Consider the following 16,468-nt stretch of genomic DNA (forward strand, 5'->3'; position numbering starts at 1 on the left):
ATTTTATGAAAATTGTGACAACGCTGGAAACATCAGTAATATTAATATGACCACCAACATGATCATCATCGGAGCAAGAAGTTTTGTACTCGCTTCTTCGCCTTTTCTTTTTGCCTGTTCCTTTCTTTGAAAAAATGCTTCTTCTTCCTCTTCTTTTAATCTGAAAAACAGATCTGTGGATCCTCTTGTAATACTTTGTACAAGAAGAACAGAAAGCTTCTGATAAGAAGGGACCCCAATCTTTTGTCCCATATCGGCAAACGCTTTCGTCTGAGGAACTCCAAATGAAATCTCCCTGCATGTTTTTTTCATCTGTTCATATACAAAAATCTTTCCTTTATTCCCTCTCATTTGTTCTTTCTCATACTCCGCAGTCACAGCTTCAAGTGCAGATGTCACACTCATTCCTGTTCCAAGAAACAACATCAATTGTGTAATGATCTGAGGATACTCCTGTACAGACTGATCTCTGGTCTGAAGCTTTTGTTCCTTATACTTTTCATTCTCGTGGTACCAAAGAAACACAATTACTGCAATTCCAAGAAATAATATTGCAGGAATCTGACTTTCATTATCCGCAGGCAAAAGCCTTCCCTGCCGGATCACATCTGGAAGATAAAACTGCTCCTTTGTAATATATTTTTCTTCCAATTTCTTAAGATCTGCAATAATCTTTTGTTTCTCTGATACTCTCTTTCCTGAATTTCCAGGAACCACACACACTGGTATCTTCAAGATTCGTACCTCTCCCTGACATTCCATTCTGGCATTAAGATTTACAATATAATCTTTTTTTACATTTTTCGAAAATACATTACCTTCTTCATCGATAACTGCCGGATCATCACTCTGCCATTGCACCGTGATGTTTTCACCCTGTATCTTCGATGGCATTTCCAGATGTTTTGATACTTCATTAATTGATTTATTTTTTGCCACAAGGTGTTCTTTTAAGTATTTTTCACCTCTGTCTAATGCATCTGTGATCTGGCTTTTTGTATAACCTTTCGGCCGGATTGTCAATGAGTAAATATCATCGTCCTTTTTTGTTTTGATACGAATCTGTTTCTCTGTAGTTTTCCCTCCCGTCTCATCTCTTGTGATCAGAATTCTCCTATCCTGACTCAAATACATTACTATTGTCAGAAGGAGTATCATAAGAAAAATTGCTGTCGCTACCACAACGATCTTTACCTGTTCATACAGACTTTCCATTACTTTTTCTTCTAATTGTTTCTTTGTCCCTGTAAAACACGCTTCAATCTCTGTTTTTCTTCTTTCTCTTATTTCTTTTGGAAGTCTTTCCGCTATATATCTGATCCATCTAAACTTCAATTTCAATCACCCTCTCTGCCCATGAATCTGCAATCCACAGACAAATCAAAGAAATCGTTACAACGATCATTCCTGCAAAGCTTTTATACAGTATGTCAAAATATCCAGGATTTGCTGTCCTTACATAGAAGAGAATAAAGTAAGGCATCATCGTCATGATCCTTTTTTCCATTTGCTTTGCCGCTGTCATTGTTTCAATTTCTTCTTTTATCTGAATTGTCTGGCTTAAATGTTCTATCGTATTCGTTGTAATCTCAATCAGGTTTCCACCACTTCTTTTGGCAATCGATACAATCTGTGCAAACTGATATAATTCTTCTAAATCTACTCGTTCTGCCATATCAAGAAACAACTTGTCCACAGGTTCATTTATTTTTAAATGATTTATCAACAAATGAAGTTCTTTTGCCAACATACTGTTCTCCTGATACATTAAAAGATCATTCTTTGCTGTCTTTAATGAATTCTCAATCGAATACCCTGCAGATAAACTGTTTCCGATCGACAACATCATTTCTCGAAATTCTTTCCGCAAAATTTCTTTCTTTTTATATTCTCGCCTTGTTCTCTGCCGCCTCATCCATAAAAACAGAAATGGACTTAAGAAGATCATACATACGATACGGTTATAAAACAGCCATGTGATCATTCCAATATAAAGGATTCCTGTGATCAGATCTTTTTTTTCATTCTTCCATAGGCTGATCTCTTGCTTTAAAATACTCCATAAGTTTCTGATATGTTTCATATTGGCCATACTCCTTTAATTTTCTTCTATTGACCAGTTCTCCCTTCATCTGCATCTGATCTTCATCATCAAGTTCAAACAATTGATGAACCGCTATCTGTCCTGTTGTCATTCCCGTAATTTCTGAAATCTCCAGTAATCTTCGACTTCCATCATAGCTTCTTCCAAGATGAATGATCACATCAATTGCTGAGGCCATCTGCCCCCTGATCGCTTCAACTGGCATATCAACTCCCATTAAAACCATCGTTTCGATTCGCTTCAACATATCTTTACTGCTGTTTGCATGCCCTGTTGAAATACTTCCATCATGTCCTGTATTCAGTGCCTTTATATGGACTCCCTATGTTCCCATCATGCAGAAATACAATATCTGTACTTAATATACACTGTATATAACGTTATTATCTTGCCATTTCACAGTTGCAAAAAGAAAAGAGAGCCTTTCACAGCCCTCTTTCATATTGACTTTATCATTCATTTGTCATACTCAACAGTTTGGCAACCAATGTCTCTAAACTTTTTCCCAAAAATGGGACAAAGTCTGGTATTGCACCAAATGCCATCCCAATTATTATCATTCGACCACATTCTCTTGCAGATTCCAAAGCAAATCCATAACTCAAAATACCTGTCAGAATAAATATAATTGATAAAAAGTAAAGCAAAATATTTCCCAATATCATCGGAATTTTTAATAACCAGTGAATCAATGTCATTACTGCAAGAATTAAATATAAAAACACTTTTATTATGCACTTAACCAACATTTTTAATCCCTCCCTTTTTTATCTTTCCGGACAGCAAGAATCTTGCCATCCGGACTTCCATTTTTTTGCTATCCAGACTTCCACTTTTTTGCTATCCGGGCTGCAAAATTCTTGCTATCCAATACAGTTCATTATCCTTTCGTGTATATCATTTCCGTCAAAATCATCTCTTCTGCATCATGACAAAGGGTATTCATCCTCCTTGTCCATTCCATGTTGTCCTGCCTTTTTAATTTCTCTGTAATTCCTTGTTTCTCCATCATCAGTTTTACTAATTGTTCTTCTCTATCCCTTGCTTCTGCATCAATCTGATTCAAATGCTCGACAAGTTTTCCTTGTAACAACAATATTTGATATTTTGCCTTTCTGTGTTCCTGTAAATAGCTTTTACGAAGCATCCCATATTTCCCATAAGTTGGTTCGATATCTGTAAGTGCCAATTCTGGCAAATAATAATCACCACATAACATATAAGTAAGTCCATTTTTCTCATCATAAATTTCGTTCTGCATAAAATATTCTCCTTTTCTTCCTATAATTGGTCGTACATCTTCAACAGTGTTCCCTTTTTCATTTGACTATATTTCACCTGTAATTCTTCATATTTTTTCTGAAGACTTTCATATTCGTTTTTCGGAACACTATCGGATAATTTCTGTTCTAAACTCTTAATCCGTGCTTCCTGTGCTTTTGCAATAGCATCACTTTTAGGATTTCGCAATATCATTCCCTGTTGTTTTTCCTTCAATTCCATCATGACCTGTTTCACATTCGGATTATTATAGAAAAAACCTCTGGAAAGTCCTGTTAGTTTTGTAAGTTCAGCAACTGAAATTTTTATATTTTTTCTATACATTGTTTCAATAGCTGTTATTGCTGTTTCCGTCATTTCCGCACTTTTTTCTTTTGCCAGTGCTACCATTTTATCGTGTTTCTGCATTTTCCTTTTCCCTCCTGTATTGTGCTAATAATTCATTCATTTCATCTCGTACAGCCTTTGTGTCCTCCGCTAATGCTTCGTTTCTTAACCGCCGATAATGTGGTATGGTTCGTGTATCCTTATGCCCCAACAGCCTTGCAATGCTATCATCATCTAATTTCATTTCTGTAAGTTTTACTCCAAAAGTATGTCTAAAACGATGTGTACGAAACTCAAAATAATTTCCATTATCATCCCTGATATCATTTTCATAAATCATGATATTTACATGATATTTCAGCATTGAATCTGTATACAATTTTCCATTATCTTGAAGAAAAATATATTCTGAATCTGGATGCTCCTTTTCTGAAACTTCTATTGCTTTTCTAATCAATTCTGCCAGCTGATCGCTAACTGGTCTTTTGTATTTCCTTGTTTTCTGCTGGATAATAGTTATAAAATAATGTCCAGATTTCTCAGATAAGCAATCCCTTCGCAAAGTCAACGTATCCTCTATTCTTGTACCGAGCATCTGATGTATTATTAAACATCTGCCTAACTGGGGCTTTAATTTTGTTAATGCACAATTAAATCTTCTGATTTCTGCATCTGAATACGCTTCTGGTAAAGCGTTGTCATATGCTCTGCAATCACTGGATAGAAAAAGGTTGCATATATTTCCTATTTCCAGTTCACGCCCTATTTCATCCAACAGATTATCCAAAACCGACAGCTCTGTCGTGTAACTGACTGATGTAAGACCGGTATCCGTTTTTATATAAACCAGATAATCTTCTATCATATCCCTGCTAATTTCTGTAAAGTGCTTTACTTCTGGAAATCGATCATACATGAAACTAGCAAACCGACGGAATCCACGCAATTCACCTTTTATACTACCCATTGCTTTTGTCTGGCAGTGGCTATACAATATTTTCTTTATTATCTCTTTAAATTCTTTCTGCCTGATCTCACGAAAATCTAATCTATATCTTCCACGAATCGGATTACTCCTTGGCACAATATCCAACTTTCTCATATCCCATACATCTTTTTCGTTTTCTGGAATACCTGCTGTTTTACACTTCACAACATACTCATAATACATTTTCAGAAAAGAAACCTGAGCGCTACTTTGTTGCTCAACATTCCGCCTATCTGGTCTATTTCTTCTAACATACAGCGCCAATCCTTTTTTATATAAAAATGCTTTATAACTTCTCTCCAGTTCTTCCCATTTTTTATCAGTGATGCTGCTACAACTTGTACACTTCTCATTCAGAAATTCTTTCAACAGATCAAATCTGTAAATATCATTTACTACTGTTGATAATGACAAACGTCTACATCTATCATCGATATACCCATAAATCTCATCCTGCATCTTTTCATTATGAATCTCTGATATGTAGTACACCCTGTTTTCCTTCCATTTCAGTCCTGCCAACTGTTTTTCTGTAGCTTGTTGATAACAGTCATACGAAATCAAATTAATATTACCTTTCATCATCTTCTGCTCCTTTCAATTTAAATGACTGATTTTTAGAGAAATATTTATCTTCAGCCGATACAATACGTTCCGGCATGAAATCAATGTACTGTTTTGTCATATTCTCACTTGAATGTCCTAGATAATCTCGTACCCCTTGTATAGAAACCCCATTTCCGTACATTGAAGTTGCAAGGTTATGTCTGTAATCGTGTGCTCTAAAGATATAATCTCCGCAGGCAATCCCACGAGCCTTACACTCCCGAATCATCTGATTTGAAAATGTCTGTCCATTAAATGCACCACCCTTTTTATTTTTGAATAAATACTCCCCATTTTTTATTCCGTACTTTTTTTCATAATCATTCACCAGTCCAACCAATAAACTGGGAACAGGAATGACTTTTTCTCTCCGCATTTTGCTTTGATATATGCGCATCCAATTCTCATTGCCTTGTGAATAAAAGGCTCCCGATTTTATTGTACAAACCTCGCTTTTCCTAATTCCTGTGCAAAACAAAATCAAATACATCAACTGTAAATGCTCTGGGAATGCCGGCAGCTCCTTAATTAGATGAGCAATTGTTTTTTCTGGAACACTTCTTTCATTGTGTTCCGAAAAACCTTTTTTTAAAAATCGTTCCGGATAAAACTTCAACACTTCAATATTTTTCATTTTCAAAAACTGTAGAAATGTATGCATATGTGTGATATATCGGTTAAAAGTGGAATACTTAATATCGGACTCATCCAAAACAGACACATAATCCGCTATATCTTGCATCTCCAGTTCAGTTACTTTCTTACTCTGTCCATCCAGATATTTTAAAAATTGTGAAATAAAACTTATTGTATTTCGGATATTTGATAAAGACAGATCAGATATCCCGACCAAATATTTTGCGTATAATTGTAAATACCAACGATTTTCTTTTTCGTAAATATTAATAAACGAAAGGCTTTTAACAGGTGAACTGGCATTGATTCTCGATTTATCAAACTGAAACCTATCCATATACCAGATACACGCTCGCCAATTTGTCTCTGAATCTGTTAGAAATAACGTTCTTCTCGCAAACTCAACAATCTTAGAAGCCTGTTTTTTTATAATTTCCGACTCCTTGTTTAAATACAGATAAAATCTGTTTTCGTCTGCCTGTTCCATTTCTTCAATATCATCTATTCCGTACTTATCGCAAAACCGTATAAGTGCTTTTAATGGTTCTAAAAAATATCTTCGATGTCTTTGTACCTTATCCATATTCAGAATTTCACACAGCAATATTTTTGTCTGTCGCACCAACTGTGATGAATGTATCCTCGTTAAGTCCCATAACAAATCATTCTTATCGACCACCTGACGAAAAGATTGTGCTTTCTTCTTATTGGGGACATACAGCAAAAACAATTTGTCTTGCTTAAAAAACTCCTGTTCTACAAAGAAGGGATTTCCTTGTGAATAGACATCCGGCATATTTTCTATTTTTAAACGATCAAATAAGCTCATTAATTCCGCTTTATATTTTTCTGAAATATCCTCTTTTTCAAGAGAATCCATATACATTTTTCTCGTTTCATAGTTAATATCTGCAGTACACTGTATATCTGTATACTGGAAAAATTTGTATAACCGGTTATAGTATTTTGCTTCTCCATTCGTAACTAAAGATATTTCTTCCTTTAATTTCTCGGATATTTTTTCCTGATATAACTTAGGAACAATTTTTAATATTGCCAAGGTAATCCCTCCTTCCTTTTACAGAAAATCTGCAATTTGGTATAAATCTTCATTATTTGAGTAGTATTGATCTGTCGCTTCTATCAATCGTTCATTATTTTCACCCAAGTATTTAATGGTAGTTTCAACTTTCTTATGCCCCAGGGCAAAACGAATGTCATTCAAATCCCATCCTTCTTTTCTTCTTTCCTCCGCAAAATAGTGTCGGAGCTGATGCGGATGGGAATTGATATCCGTTTTTTTGGATAGCCTTTTCAACATGCTATACACAGAATCCGCATCTAATGGCTCTCCTTTGTTTTTTCCAGTCAATTTTGTAAATAGATACTCCGAGTTCATCAGACTTTTTCGGTTATCAGAAATGTACTTAACCAAGAACTCAAAAGTTGTATTACTTAACAAAGCCATTCTATATTCTGCATTTTTTGCTCTTGCCAAGTTGGTATTGGATTCACGATACCTTACCCGAACCGTCCTTCTTTTAAAATCAATATCTTCGGTATAATGGATTCCCAGAATTTCCCCTAATCTAAGACCGGTTTCTGCCATCATTGCTATCAGCAATCGATCTCTATCATTCGAACAGGCATTTATCAGCTCCTGTATTTCTTCGGATGTTATTTCTTCCAGATTAGGTTCTTCTTCTTTGAAGAAACCTTTAAACGAATTCACTGCATTTTGATGATTTACTCCCATACTGTCAAAATACGATACTTTTTTTACTCGTAAGACTTTAAGCATTGGCACAACATCTTCCAGTGCCAAAAACTGGTAGTATCTGAAGACTGCACCAAGATACATATTGCAGGTCTTATTACTCGTCTGTGTATTATGCTCAGTATGCTTTCCACTCTTAACCCAATACAAGAAATCGATAAAATGTTTATTCTGCTCTGAATAGGATAACAATGTAATCTCATCCAATCCTATCGTTTGCTCCTGCAGATAATTGTAATAATATGAAAGTGCGAAGGCGGCGGATTTTACAGTATTCGGAGAAGCATTAATCTGATCCAGATGCTTCAAATACTTTGATGGAAGGATTTCAATTTCTTCAATATCAGAAGTAATCAAAAAACGTGGTCTATTATCTTTCAAAACCGAAACAACCCTATATTTCAATCCACAGCCCTCCTTCCTTTCTTTTTGATTTGTTTGACTTCTTTGACTTCTTGATTTACATTATACACAAAGATGTCAAAATGTCAATTACGTTTTTGACTTCTTTGACTTTTAAAGGAATATCAATAAAGCATTTTTTGATTTCTTTATGTTTTAAATTGATTTTTAGGGATATAATTGATAAGATAAAATACAAGAAGTCAATTTATACAAAGTCAAAGAAGTCAAGAGGAGATTTGAATGAACGAATTTATATCAAATTCAGGCACACTAATAAATCCTGACAGCGTTTACGATCAGGAAAGATTCATCAATATACTTCAAATCATTTTACAGAAAAAAACACAAAAAGAATTATCTGAACAAACAGGCTTAAATAATGCAACCATTTCACGAATGCTCAACGGTGCCCGATCTGGAAGACCATATAAAAGCACTATTGATAAAATTGCAAAAGCCATTGATGATCCAGAACTTATCCAAGAATTATATGATGCAACGGGATATTCTTCTAAGAAAATACGGGAACGGAAAAAGATAATTGCAGACAATGGATTTTCTCTGGATCTCTCTACTGTTCAGGTGCATGAAAAATTTTTTTCTACCTTAATGCGTGGACTTTCCATGATGACAAGTCTGCATAAAGTTGAATGGACAATAAAATCCGGAACACCCAGATCATACGATTATTTAATTGAATTAAAAGAGGGAAATATAGATTATTGGTACATTAGATATGTAGATAGAATTATTTCTGATGAAGAAAGAAAAAAAGCCTTAACTGCCATTTATGGAGAATTTGCAAAATTGAAATTGGGCGGAAAAATCAAAGTTTCTTGCGCCACTCCTTCTTACGAAGATTATGATTATTTTGTTACAATTCCGCCATATCAATTAAATACAAATGCTTCAATTATACATTTTGATTCTGAACTCGAAAGATTTGCAGACGAAACCTTTTTAGAGACAGCTTTACCACTTAAAGAAAATATTCCTGTTAAGGATTTTTGTAATCTTACCGAACCACTGATACTATAACTTTTTGATTTTATCACAGAGAGAGTTACTTATGGCTCTCTCTTTTTTTTGCACTTCCTCCTCCCACGTTCCAACTCATTATGGCTAATCATTTTTCTAAAGTAAGTATCGCCTAGAGTAACTCAAAATTCCATTTCTGGATTATGATTCTCTGACAAACTTGATGGAGATTACGATTCCCCATACCCTCAATATCACAAAATATCAAATTTTGCTATTAGCTCATAATAAATTTTCGCAGCTATCTGTTTTTGCACTCATAGTTATCAAAAGCTTTTTATAACCATCTGCTTCTACCAGTAACAAAATGTCAATAGTTTTTGAATCACTTTTTCAAAAAAGGCAAAAAATAGAACGTATAGATTATTTCCATACGCTCTATCTCACATTTCATATTAAATTTTTGAATTCTACAAACAGGAAATTAGCTATTTCGTTGCAACAATACTTATCCAATGATTTTTTGTATTTGAATACATTTTTATCTCTGTAAAACCTGCTTCTTTCAAAGCAGCAATGAGTTGATCAGAGGTGTAAATCTTCATACCATCAATCAACTTTGTCCATTTTTCATCTGCGGCATTCGTTCCGTCAGATTCGTTACAAATCAGGAATGTCCCTCCGTTTTTCAGAACCCGATTTACCTCAAAAAAACATTTTTCCAATCCAGGCCAGAAGTAAACTGTCTCGAAAGCAGATACATAATCAAAAACCGCATCAGGAAAAGGGATAGCAGATACATCACCTTGAACCACGCAACATTTCCCTTGTTTAATGGCGGTGGCGTTCAGTTTTTGAGATTCTGCCACGCTGACCTCCGAATAATCCATTCCTGTCACATGTCCATTTCCGCATTTGCCCAACCAGGCTACAATATTTGCACCGCCTCCGCAACCAACATCCAGTACCGTAGCGTCCGGATTCACTGAGATATTTGAGAATCCCCATTGTGATAACTTGGCGTGACCGATGTTCATCATCTTCGTCATCAATTTTCCGCCGAAGCCTTGTGGCTTACGAGTATTTTCAAAGAAGTTCATTGCATTATTCCTCCTCTTTAAATTCCAGTTTGTTACTCACATGATATCATATTTTTTCTTCAATTACATCCACCTAATTTTAATACACTGCCTGTCGACTTGCTTCTGTAACCAGCATCCGGTTAATCTTCTCCTGCATTGTTTCCTTTGCATTTTCATTGAAATGATAACGGACAACATAGACTGTCTGCCCGATTTTCTTTGTAAATGTGTTACCCTCTGTTTTTGTATTCATCATTTTTTCCATAATCATTTTTCCTTTCTTTTGGAGCCCCAGCAGAGAGTCATTCCATTGGTCTCTGTCAGAACATTATTCTTTAAATCAGGCCCAAAATGGGCACTTCCAGTTTCACAGGCTACCTATATATAGCCTTTTCATTTTTGCTTGCAAAAAGCCTTGTGATCACAGCACTTTTTTAACGTAAAAAGCGTTTTAATATGATGCAGCCAACGACAAGAAGCATATCTAACAAATATCATTGTCTATCACTTCTGTTTTCTCTGCCGATATCTCTCTGGTTAATCCCTAATAATCTTCCCTGCCAGACAAGACGATAAGTACAGCGTTTGCTTCTATCGTGTTTCCAAATACTTTCTTCCATCATCCGATGGTTCTTCATCAAGTTCCAGTCCGTGACGTTTACAGATATCTAAAAACATTGTCCGGCAGGCAGAATCGGCTGCAGATTCAAAATTTTATTATTCAAAAATAAATAAAAATGGATTCCACCAAAATACCCATCACCAAAAATGTACTGGACACTTCTATTCATTATATTTGCACCAACAACTTGAAGTTATCTTCCTGCTTACGACTTTCCAACAACATAAACTCCAAATATCATTTTGATAATATAAAGATACTTCTTTCTTACCCCAGAGCAAGATCCACCTGTGTTTAACAATATTGTCTTTCATCACAATATTCTCTTATCAGGTTTTCATCTTGCTGGGGATTCCCCAAACCCATTTTTCTATTTATGCCGAGGTCTCAGTATACACTAGAGCAAGATCCACCCCGGTAATACCATATCGCTATTTTAGCAATATGATATTTTCCGGACGTAGGATTCTTGCTGAGGATTGTGCTCCCCAGTTCCTCACATTCAGCATAAATATATAATTGGTTCCTCGAATTTCTTCGGTCACAGCACAGGGAGAAAAAATAGGCTAAACAGCCCTATATCCCTGTGAAATCACCATGTGATTATAAAAACAGCAAGGACAGGAAGTGTGGATACACTTCCGCAAAATTGCCAATTTCGGAGCCATATCCAAAATTGAAAAATACATAAAAATCAAAAATCCGAAACCTTACTTGATATCCAAAATTTATAATTTTTACAGATTACCAAAAAACCAATATGAAAATTTTACAAATTTTGTACCACCTGTAAAATTCCCATATTGGTTTTCATTCATCTTTTATGGATTTGGAATATTCTATGTTTTCAAAGATTTTACTTTGAGCAAAAAACAGCTCTATAAACTTTTATCATTGCATTTTCTGGTATAATTTCATCAACTCTCCCACACAATCTGCTTCCGTCATTTTTGTACTAAAGCCATACGCAGCCATAACAGCTTTATCATTTGCAGTATGTGCTCGCCGTAACTCGGCTGGCATTGTTAAAGGATCATATAAAGCCGCAAGATTACTATTAGGATATAATGTTCTTGCTTTCAAAATTTCCTGTGCCGATTTTTCAATTTGTTCCCGATTCTTCTCCGTTACTACAGGCCACGGGAAATTGTTATACACTATTGTGTTTGAATAACTATAATCACTTTTTAATCTTCCACACACTGCTCGCATCCATGCCATATGAACATTCGACATCAATACACCAAATTCATAAAATGATGCATTTGGCATAGTGAATAATTTGTCTCCCGGAATAATTTCACCATCTAAATAATCCATTGGAATATATCTACGATTCTGAGAAGAAACTTTGGGAATCGCAATATATTGATTTTTATGTTCAAGTATTGATGCAAATAAAGTTGGATTCTCAGCCGCTTTTTTTGTGTTCGCTCTTGTACTACTAAGTCTAAATTCACGTACTTTATTCACCCGTTCTAATATCATCGGACATTTTTTTAATAATCCAGGATCAGCTCCAACAAGCCAAATACAATATCTCGGCTTTCGATCAATAAAATCTTTTCCCATCATATAATGTCTAAAAAACGGAGAAGCTTGTGGTTCTTTTTCCAAAAACTCTTCCTTTTCCTCTTCCGTCAATATTAAAAATCCACCATCTATTGCTTGCCCACCTAATGCTATTTCAGGAACATTACACAATGGTTTCATTCTTTTTTCAATGAATATATTTTCTGCATCAAGCAAATATCCATTAATATTATTCGCCGGAATTGCGTTCTCACCTGAATAAATTATTTTCTGCTTATTATTTACAGCTCTGCTAAAGCCAACAATTACACAATGAACATGCGCTTTTATTGACGCTTCACTATCCCATATAAATGTTCTGTATGCAAAATCAATATGTACACCTGATTCAAAAAGCGGTTTCCAGAGAATCGAAACACTTTCTCCTTGTGTAATTGAATTAGTTGATACCAATGCTGCTCTGATATTATAATTTCCCATATAGTCAGCTGCTTTTTTATACCAGCAACTAACATAATCAAGATTTCCTATACTCTTCCATCCTTCAAATATCTTCTCAACATCTTCCTTCTGCTCCGACGCCATCCAACGTGCTCCTACAAATGGCGGATTTCCCATTATAAACGATAATTTTTCTGCAGGAATTACATCATTCCAATCAACTCTTAATGCATTTCCTTCTGTGATATTTACATATGTCTTTAAAGGAAGAAAATCATCATTAAATCCATACACAATATTTTTCGTTTCTTCCAACATTTGAGATTCTGCAATCCATAAAGCCGTTTTTGCAACTGTAACTGCAAAATCGTTAATCTCTATTCCATAAAATTGCTGAATAGAAACTCTAATTGGATTATTTACCTCTACCAATGTCATTTGTCCGCCAACTTTTTCCTTTATCACCTCATTCTCCAAACGACGAAGCGACAGGTATGTTTCTGTAAGGAAATTTCCGGAACCACACGCAGGATCAAAAAATGTAAGTGATGCCAATTTATTTTGGAATTCTTCCAATTTTTTATCTCTGGTACGCTTCACTTGAATTGCTCTAATACTATCAAATTCCTTTTGCAAATCTTCCAAAAAAAGCGGACTAATAACTTTATGAATATTTTCAATAGATGTATAATGCATTCCTCCTGAACGTCTGGTCTCAGGATTTAATGTAGATTCAAATACCGCTCCAAATATAGTTGGAGAAATATCACTCCAATCAAAATCTTCTGACGCTTTTGTAAGAAGTAATTCTTTAATTTCCTCTGTAAAAGGTGGTATCTCAATAGTTTCATCAGCAAATAACCCACCATTTACATACGGGAACTGAGCAAGTTCTTCCTCCAAATACTCGTCTCGCTCTGATACAGGTGTATCCAATATCTTAAATAATTCTATTAAAGCTCTCCGGCAATCCTTTACTTCATATGTTTCCAAATAATCATGGAACATATTTCTCTTTCCAAAAATACCAGCATCTTCTGCATACAAGCAAAAAACAATTCGCACACATAAAGCATTCAGGCTCTTTAGTTTATGCTCTCTTTTTTCTTTCTGCTCAAATGTTTCATCCTTTTCCTTAATATCTGGTATACGATATTGTTTTAAAAACGCATCATAAAGAAGCCCAACAATACCTCCTGCTTTTATTGATACTTCCATTTCATGCGATATTGTCTTTACTTCCTTTTTCACCAAGAAGTCCAACAATGGATATTTGCTTTGTAATTCATCTAAAGCAATCTTTGTCGGTTCTGGCTGTTTCTGGTTCATATCATAAATCCAAATTTCAGCAAAATTTGACGTAACAATCCACCGAGCTCTTTCATCAAAAGTCAGCTTCCCATTATATCTGTCTGCCTGTTCAAATGGAGTAAGATCAACATCTCCTGAATTCCTGATTTTCTGATCCAATGCTTTTCCAAGACTCTTCTGTTCAATAATTACTCGTGTTTCAGGAATATATACATCAATACGTTTTGTATTTCCATCAATTACAACTTTCTTTTCAAAGTTCAAACGTTCTGTCACATTATCCATTCCCAAAACATTCGTCAATAAATCAATCCAATAAGAACGTCCATCTTCATCTTCTTTCCCTTTTCCCATCCATCGGTTTACAAATTGACGGGCAGCCTCTCTTTGTTCTGCATCTGTCATGCTTTTTCCTCCTAAATAATCGTACATTCACAAATCTTTCTCCGACTATTTTTACATATCATATCCACAGTATATCATAAAATTATTACAGAACAGCATTCATATATCATTATTTGTATTTTGTCTACACACAAGGAACTTCTACCGCCAAATCATAATAATATTGATACATGATCATGTTATCTTTTGCTTCTATATACACTCTCTGAGCTTCTTTCATCAAGTTATTCCAAATATCTTTCCATTCACTAGGAGCCGAATCTAAAAACCACATATTATTAAATGACATTTCTATCGTCCCCCATAAATCATCTTCTTTACGCTCAGTTTTTATATTCATCTGCATATTTCGGGCAATTTCCAATGCATCTTTTTGTAAAAAAGTGAATTTCACTACTTTTTGAGGATCTGGAACTTTCTTAAAACGACGCATATGAGCTTCTGCCTTTTTTATAATTGTTTCCAATTGTTCATCATGCCATTTTTTATCCTCTAGTATCTCTTCTTCTGACATTTGCGCTTTTTCTGCATTAATTTCTCTTTGCATTTCTTCCAATTCACGCTGTGCAATATCATAATATTTCTTTTCAATCACCATAATCTCCCAACTCCATAAAAAAAGAAACAGTCAACATTTTCGTTACAACTGTTTCCTTTATTTTTGAAGTCCCCGGAGCATTTGTATCACTACATTCTGTTCTTTTTCATCAAGATTATTCCAAATATTCAGAACCTCTTGTTGTGATTCTGATAAGCTTACTGGAACATCCATTCCGGCAAAGAATTGTGCCATTGTTACTCCCAGTGCATCACATATCTTTTCTACAGTAGGCATAGTGGGTAAACTTTCTTTAGCAATAATTTTTCCAATCGAAGATTGAGATATACCAGTCAATTGTGACAGCCGATATTTACTCATATCACGTTTTTTACATAAAGCTATAATATTGTCCGCAATATAATCCTCTGTACGCAAGTAAATACACCTCTTTCCGATAGTAGTTACCTTAATTGTAACTAGAAATCCGAAAAAATATTAGAGATGTATCTTACAAGTATTTACTAAGGGAAACAGTAGTATTAAAACAAAAAAAATAGAACTATATAAAGTTGTATTCCATTAATGCCAGCTTATTATCTAAATGCTCATATTCTCTTTGTATTTCTTCAATTTTATCATATAGTTTCAGCACTGTCGAACCCTTTATCATTTTATTTTCTTGGCACATCTGCCGGAATTTTTCTTTGTACTCCCCGCAGTATTCTTCCTTTTTCCTCTAATTCCTTCAGTGTTTTGATTTCCTCTTTATCTGCCATGTATTTTCCTCCCAGACATAATTTTTAATACATAAATGATAACCCTTTTTTCACTGTTGTTCAATTACAACTCATCGCCTTTTTCTCCCATCAATCGACAATCTTCTTTTTGCTATATACATATGATATACTTCTCTTTATACAACCAATTGCTGTTGTGTAGCTCACCATTTTTTCTATCTACAACACAAAAAAGTCAAGTTGTGATGGAAAGGAGGTGAGGACATGGAAATAAATTATGCACTTATAGGCAAACGTATAAGAGAAACCCGCAAACAACGAGGATTATCTGCCGAGGAGCTGGCTGAAATTGCTGATCTTTCTACTGTTTATATAAGCTATATAGAAAATGCCAAGCGTAAACCCAGTTTAGAATCTTTAATCAAAATTAGCAATGCACTTGAAATTACTATTGATGAATTACTCTATGGGAACTTGTTATACAATCCTACTGAATATCAAACTGACATTGATTTATTAATGGCAGATTGTACCAGCACTGAAAAACGTTACATATTCGAGGTTCTTTCAGCCATAAAAAACATTTTACGAATCAATGATTGGCATCTATCCTCAAAACACAATTACGATGCTGATAACCTGAATGATTATTAAATCATTCAATAACAATCAAATATCTATTTCTACATAAACC

At 34.8% G+C, this 16,468-nt stretch carries 15 protein-coding genes and 1 pseudogene; 2 read left to right on the forward strand and 14 right to left on the reverse strand.

Annotated features, from left to right (window positions below; genetic code table 11):
• Positions 1–3 precede the first annotated feature (3 nt).
• The 9 genes and pseudogenes from OCV53_RS02250 to OCV53_RS02290 form a co-directional block, all read right to left on the reverse strand.
• Complete coding sequence (locus OCV53_RS02250) at positions 4–1,335, reverse strand: type II secretion system F family protein (RefSeq protein WP_022374353.1); 1,332 nt, start codon at positions 1,333–1,335, stop codon at positions 4–6.
• Positions 1,325–2,083 (reverse strand): type II secretion system F family protein, encoded by a 759-nt coding sequence (locus OCV53_RS02255; protein WP_022374352.1) that lies wholly within the window; start codon positions 2,081–2,083, stop codon positions 1,325–1,327. The genes OCV53_RS02250 and OCV53_RS02255 overlap by 11 nt, the downstream gene beginning before the upstream one ends.
• A pseudogene (locus OCV53_RS02260) lies at positions 2,022–2,417 on the reverse strand (ATPase, T2SS/T4P/T4SS family); the annotation flags it as partial. The gene OCV53_RS02255 and the pseudogene OCV53_RS02260, both read right to left, overlap by 62 nt.
• A gap of 139 nt (positions 2,418–2,556) precedes the next feature.
• Positions 2,557–2,853, reverse strand: coding sequence for a hypothetical protein (locus tag OCV53_RS02265; protein ID WP_022171679.1), 297 nt, complete (start codon positions 2,851–2,853; stop codon positions 2,557–2,559).
• 131 nt (positions 2,854–2,984) lie between these two features.
• On the reverse strand, positions 2,985–3,365 hold the full coding sequence (locus tag OCV53_RS02270) for a TnpV protein (protein ID WP_055177549.1): 381 nt from the start codon (positions 3,363–3,365) through the stop codon (positions 2,985–2,987).
• Positions 3,366–3,385: 20 nt separating this feature from the next.
• Positions 3,386–3,793 (reverse strand): DUF6262 family protein, encoded by a 408-nt coding sequence (locus OCV53_RS02275; RefSeq protein WP_008374214.1) that lies wholly within the window; start codon positions 3,791–3,793, stop codon positions 3,386–3,388.
• Entirely contained in the window at positions 3,777–5,285 is a 1,509-nt protein-coding gene (locus OCV53_RS02280) for a tyrosine-type recombinase/integrase (protein ID WP_226819361.1), read from the reverse strand. The genes OCV53_RS02275 and OCV53_RS02280 overlap by 17 nt, the downstream gene beginning before the upstream one ends.
• The gene (locus OCV53_RS02285) at positions 5,272–7,002 is read right to left on the reverse strand and encodes a tyrosine-type recombinase/integrase (RefSeq protein WP_055196435.1); all 1,731 of its coding nucleotides are present in this window, start codon (positions 7,000–7,002) and stop codon (positions 5,272–5,274) included. The genes OCV53_RS02280 and OCV53_RS02285 overlap by 14 nt, the downstream gene beginning before the upstream one ends.
• An 18-nt stretch (positions 7,003–7,020) precedes the next feature.
• Positions 7,021–8,124: a tyrosine-type recombinase/integrase gene (locus OCV53_RS02290; protein ID WP_055196436.1), complete on the reverse strand. Its 1,104-nt coding sequence runs from the start codon at positions 8,122–8,124 to the stop codon at positions 7,021–7,023.
• Between the two features lie 240 nt (positions 8,125–8,364).
• Between OCV53_RS02290 and OCV53_RS02295 the strand changes: the two genes are divergently transcribed.
• Positions 8,365–9,162 carry a helix-turn-helix domain-containing protein gene (locus OCV53_RS02295; protein ID WP_055196437.1) on the forward strand — a complete coding sequence of 266 codons (798 nt, stop codon included), beginning with the start codon at positions 8,365–8,367 and terminating at the stop codon, positions 9,160–9,162.
• Positions 9,163–9,590: 428 nt separating this feature from the next.
• Here OCV53_RS02295 and OCV53_RS02300 read toward each other — a convergent pair whose 3' ends face one another.
• The 5 genes from OCV53_RS02300 to OCV53_RS02320 form a co-directional block, all read right to left on the reverse strand.
• A complete protein-coding gene (locus OCV53_RS02300; protein WP_055196438.1) occupies positions 9,591–10,202 on the reverse strand; it encodes a class I SAM-dependent methyltransferase in 612 nt (203 codons plus the stop codon).
• A gap of 79 nt (positions 10,203–10,281) precedes the next feature.
• Positions 10,282–10,449 (reverse strand): transposon-encoded TnpW family protein, encoded by a 168-nt coding sequence (locus OCV53_RS02305; protein WP_015513594.1) that lies wholly within the window; start codon positions 10,447–10,449, stop codon positions 10,282–10,284.
• A gap of 1,248 nt (positions 10,450–11,697) precedes the next feature.
• A complete protein-coding gene (locus OCV53_RS02310) occupies positions 11,698–14,496 on the reverse strand; it encodes a DNA methyltransferase (protein ID WP_055196439.1) in 2,799 nt (932 codons plus the stop codon).
• A gap of 124 nt (positions 14,497–14,620) precedes the next feature.
• Positions 14,621–15,094, reverse strand: coding sequence for a hypothetical protein (locus OCV53_RS02315; RefSeq protein ID WP_015513591.1), 474 nt, complete (start codon positions 15,092–15,094; stop codon positions 14,621–14,623).
• Between the two features lie 57 nt (positions 15,095–15,151).
• The gene (locus OCV53_RS02320) at positions 15,152–15,472 is read right to left on the reverse strand and encodes a helix-turn-helix domain-containing protein (RefSeq protein WP_013976760.1); all 321 of its coding nucleotides are present in this window, start codon (positions 15,470–15,472) and stop codon (positions 15,152–15,154) included.
• 566 nt (positions 15,473–16,038) lie between these two features.
• Here OCV53_RS02320 and OCV53_RS02325 point away from each other — a divergent pair.
• A complete protein-coding gene (locus tag OCV53_RS02325) occupies positions 16,039–16,428 on the forward strand; it encodes a helix-turn-helix domain-containing protein (RefSeq protein WP_055177530.1) in 390 nt (129 codons plus the stop codon).
• Positions 16,429–16,468 lie beyond the last annotated feature (40 nt).

Source organism: Anaerostipes amylophilus, from assembly GCF_025567365.1.
Taxonomy (GTDB): Bacteria; Bacillota; Clostridia; order Lachnospirales; family Lachnospiraceae; genus Anaerostipes; species Anaerostipes amylophilus.

What these genes read in the sequence shown, in the direction of transcription:
- OCV53_RS02295 (WP_055196437.1), top strand. Translation starts at nt 8,365, where the DNA reads ATGAACGAATTTATATCAAATTCAGGCACACTAATAAATCCTGACAGC.
- OCV53_RS02255 (WP_022374352.1), bottom strand. Translation starts at nt 2,083, where the DNA reads ATGAAACATATCAGAAACTTATGGAGTATTTTAAAGCAAGAGATCAGC.
- OCV53_RS02265 (WP_022171679.1), bottom strand. Translation starts at nt 2,853, where the DNA reads ATGTTGGTTAAGTGCATAATAAAAGTGTTTTTATATTTAATTCTTGCA.
- OCV53_RS02325 (WP_055177530.1), top strand. Translation starts at nt 16,039, where the DNA reads ATGGAAATAAATTATGCACTTATAGGCAAACGTATAAGAGAAACCCGC.
- OCV53_RS02305 (WP_015513594.1), bottom strand. Translation starts at nt 10,449, where the DNA reads ATGGAAAAAATGATGAATACAAAAACAGAGGGTAACACATTTACAAAG.
- OCV53_RS02300 (WP_055196438.1), bottom strand. Translation starts at nt 10,202, where the DNA reads ATGAACTTCTTTGAAAATACTCGTAAGCCACAAGGCTTCGGCGGAAAA.
- OCV53_RS02280 (WP_226819361.1), bottom strand. Translation starts at nt 5,285, where the DNA reads ATGATGAAAGGTAATATTAATTTGATTTCGTATGACTGTTATCAACAA.
- OCV53_RS02310 (WP_055196439.1), bottom strand. Translation starts at nt 14,496, where the DNA reads ATGACAGATGCAGAACAAAGAGAGGCTGCCCGTCAATTTGTAAACCGA.
- OCV53_RS02315 (WP_015513591.1), bottom strand. Translation starts at nt 15,094, where the DNA reads ATGGTGATTGAAAAGAAATATTATGATATTGCACAGCGTGAATTGGAA.
- OCV53_RS02275 (WP_008374214.1), bottom strand. Translation starts at nt 3,793, where the DNA reads ATGCAGAAACACGATAAAATGGTAGCACTGGCAAAAGAAAAAAGTGCG.
- OCV53_RS02270 (WP_055177549.1), bottom strand. Translation starts at nt 3,365, where the DNA reads ATGCAGAACGAAATTTATGATGAGAAAAATGGACTTACTTATATGTTA.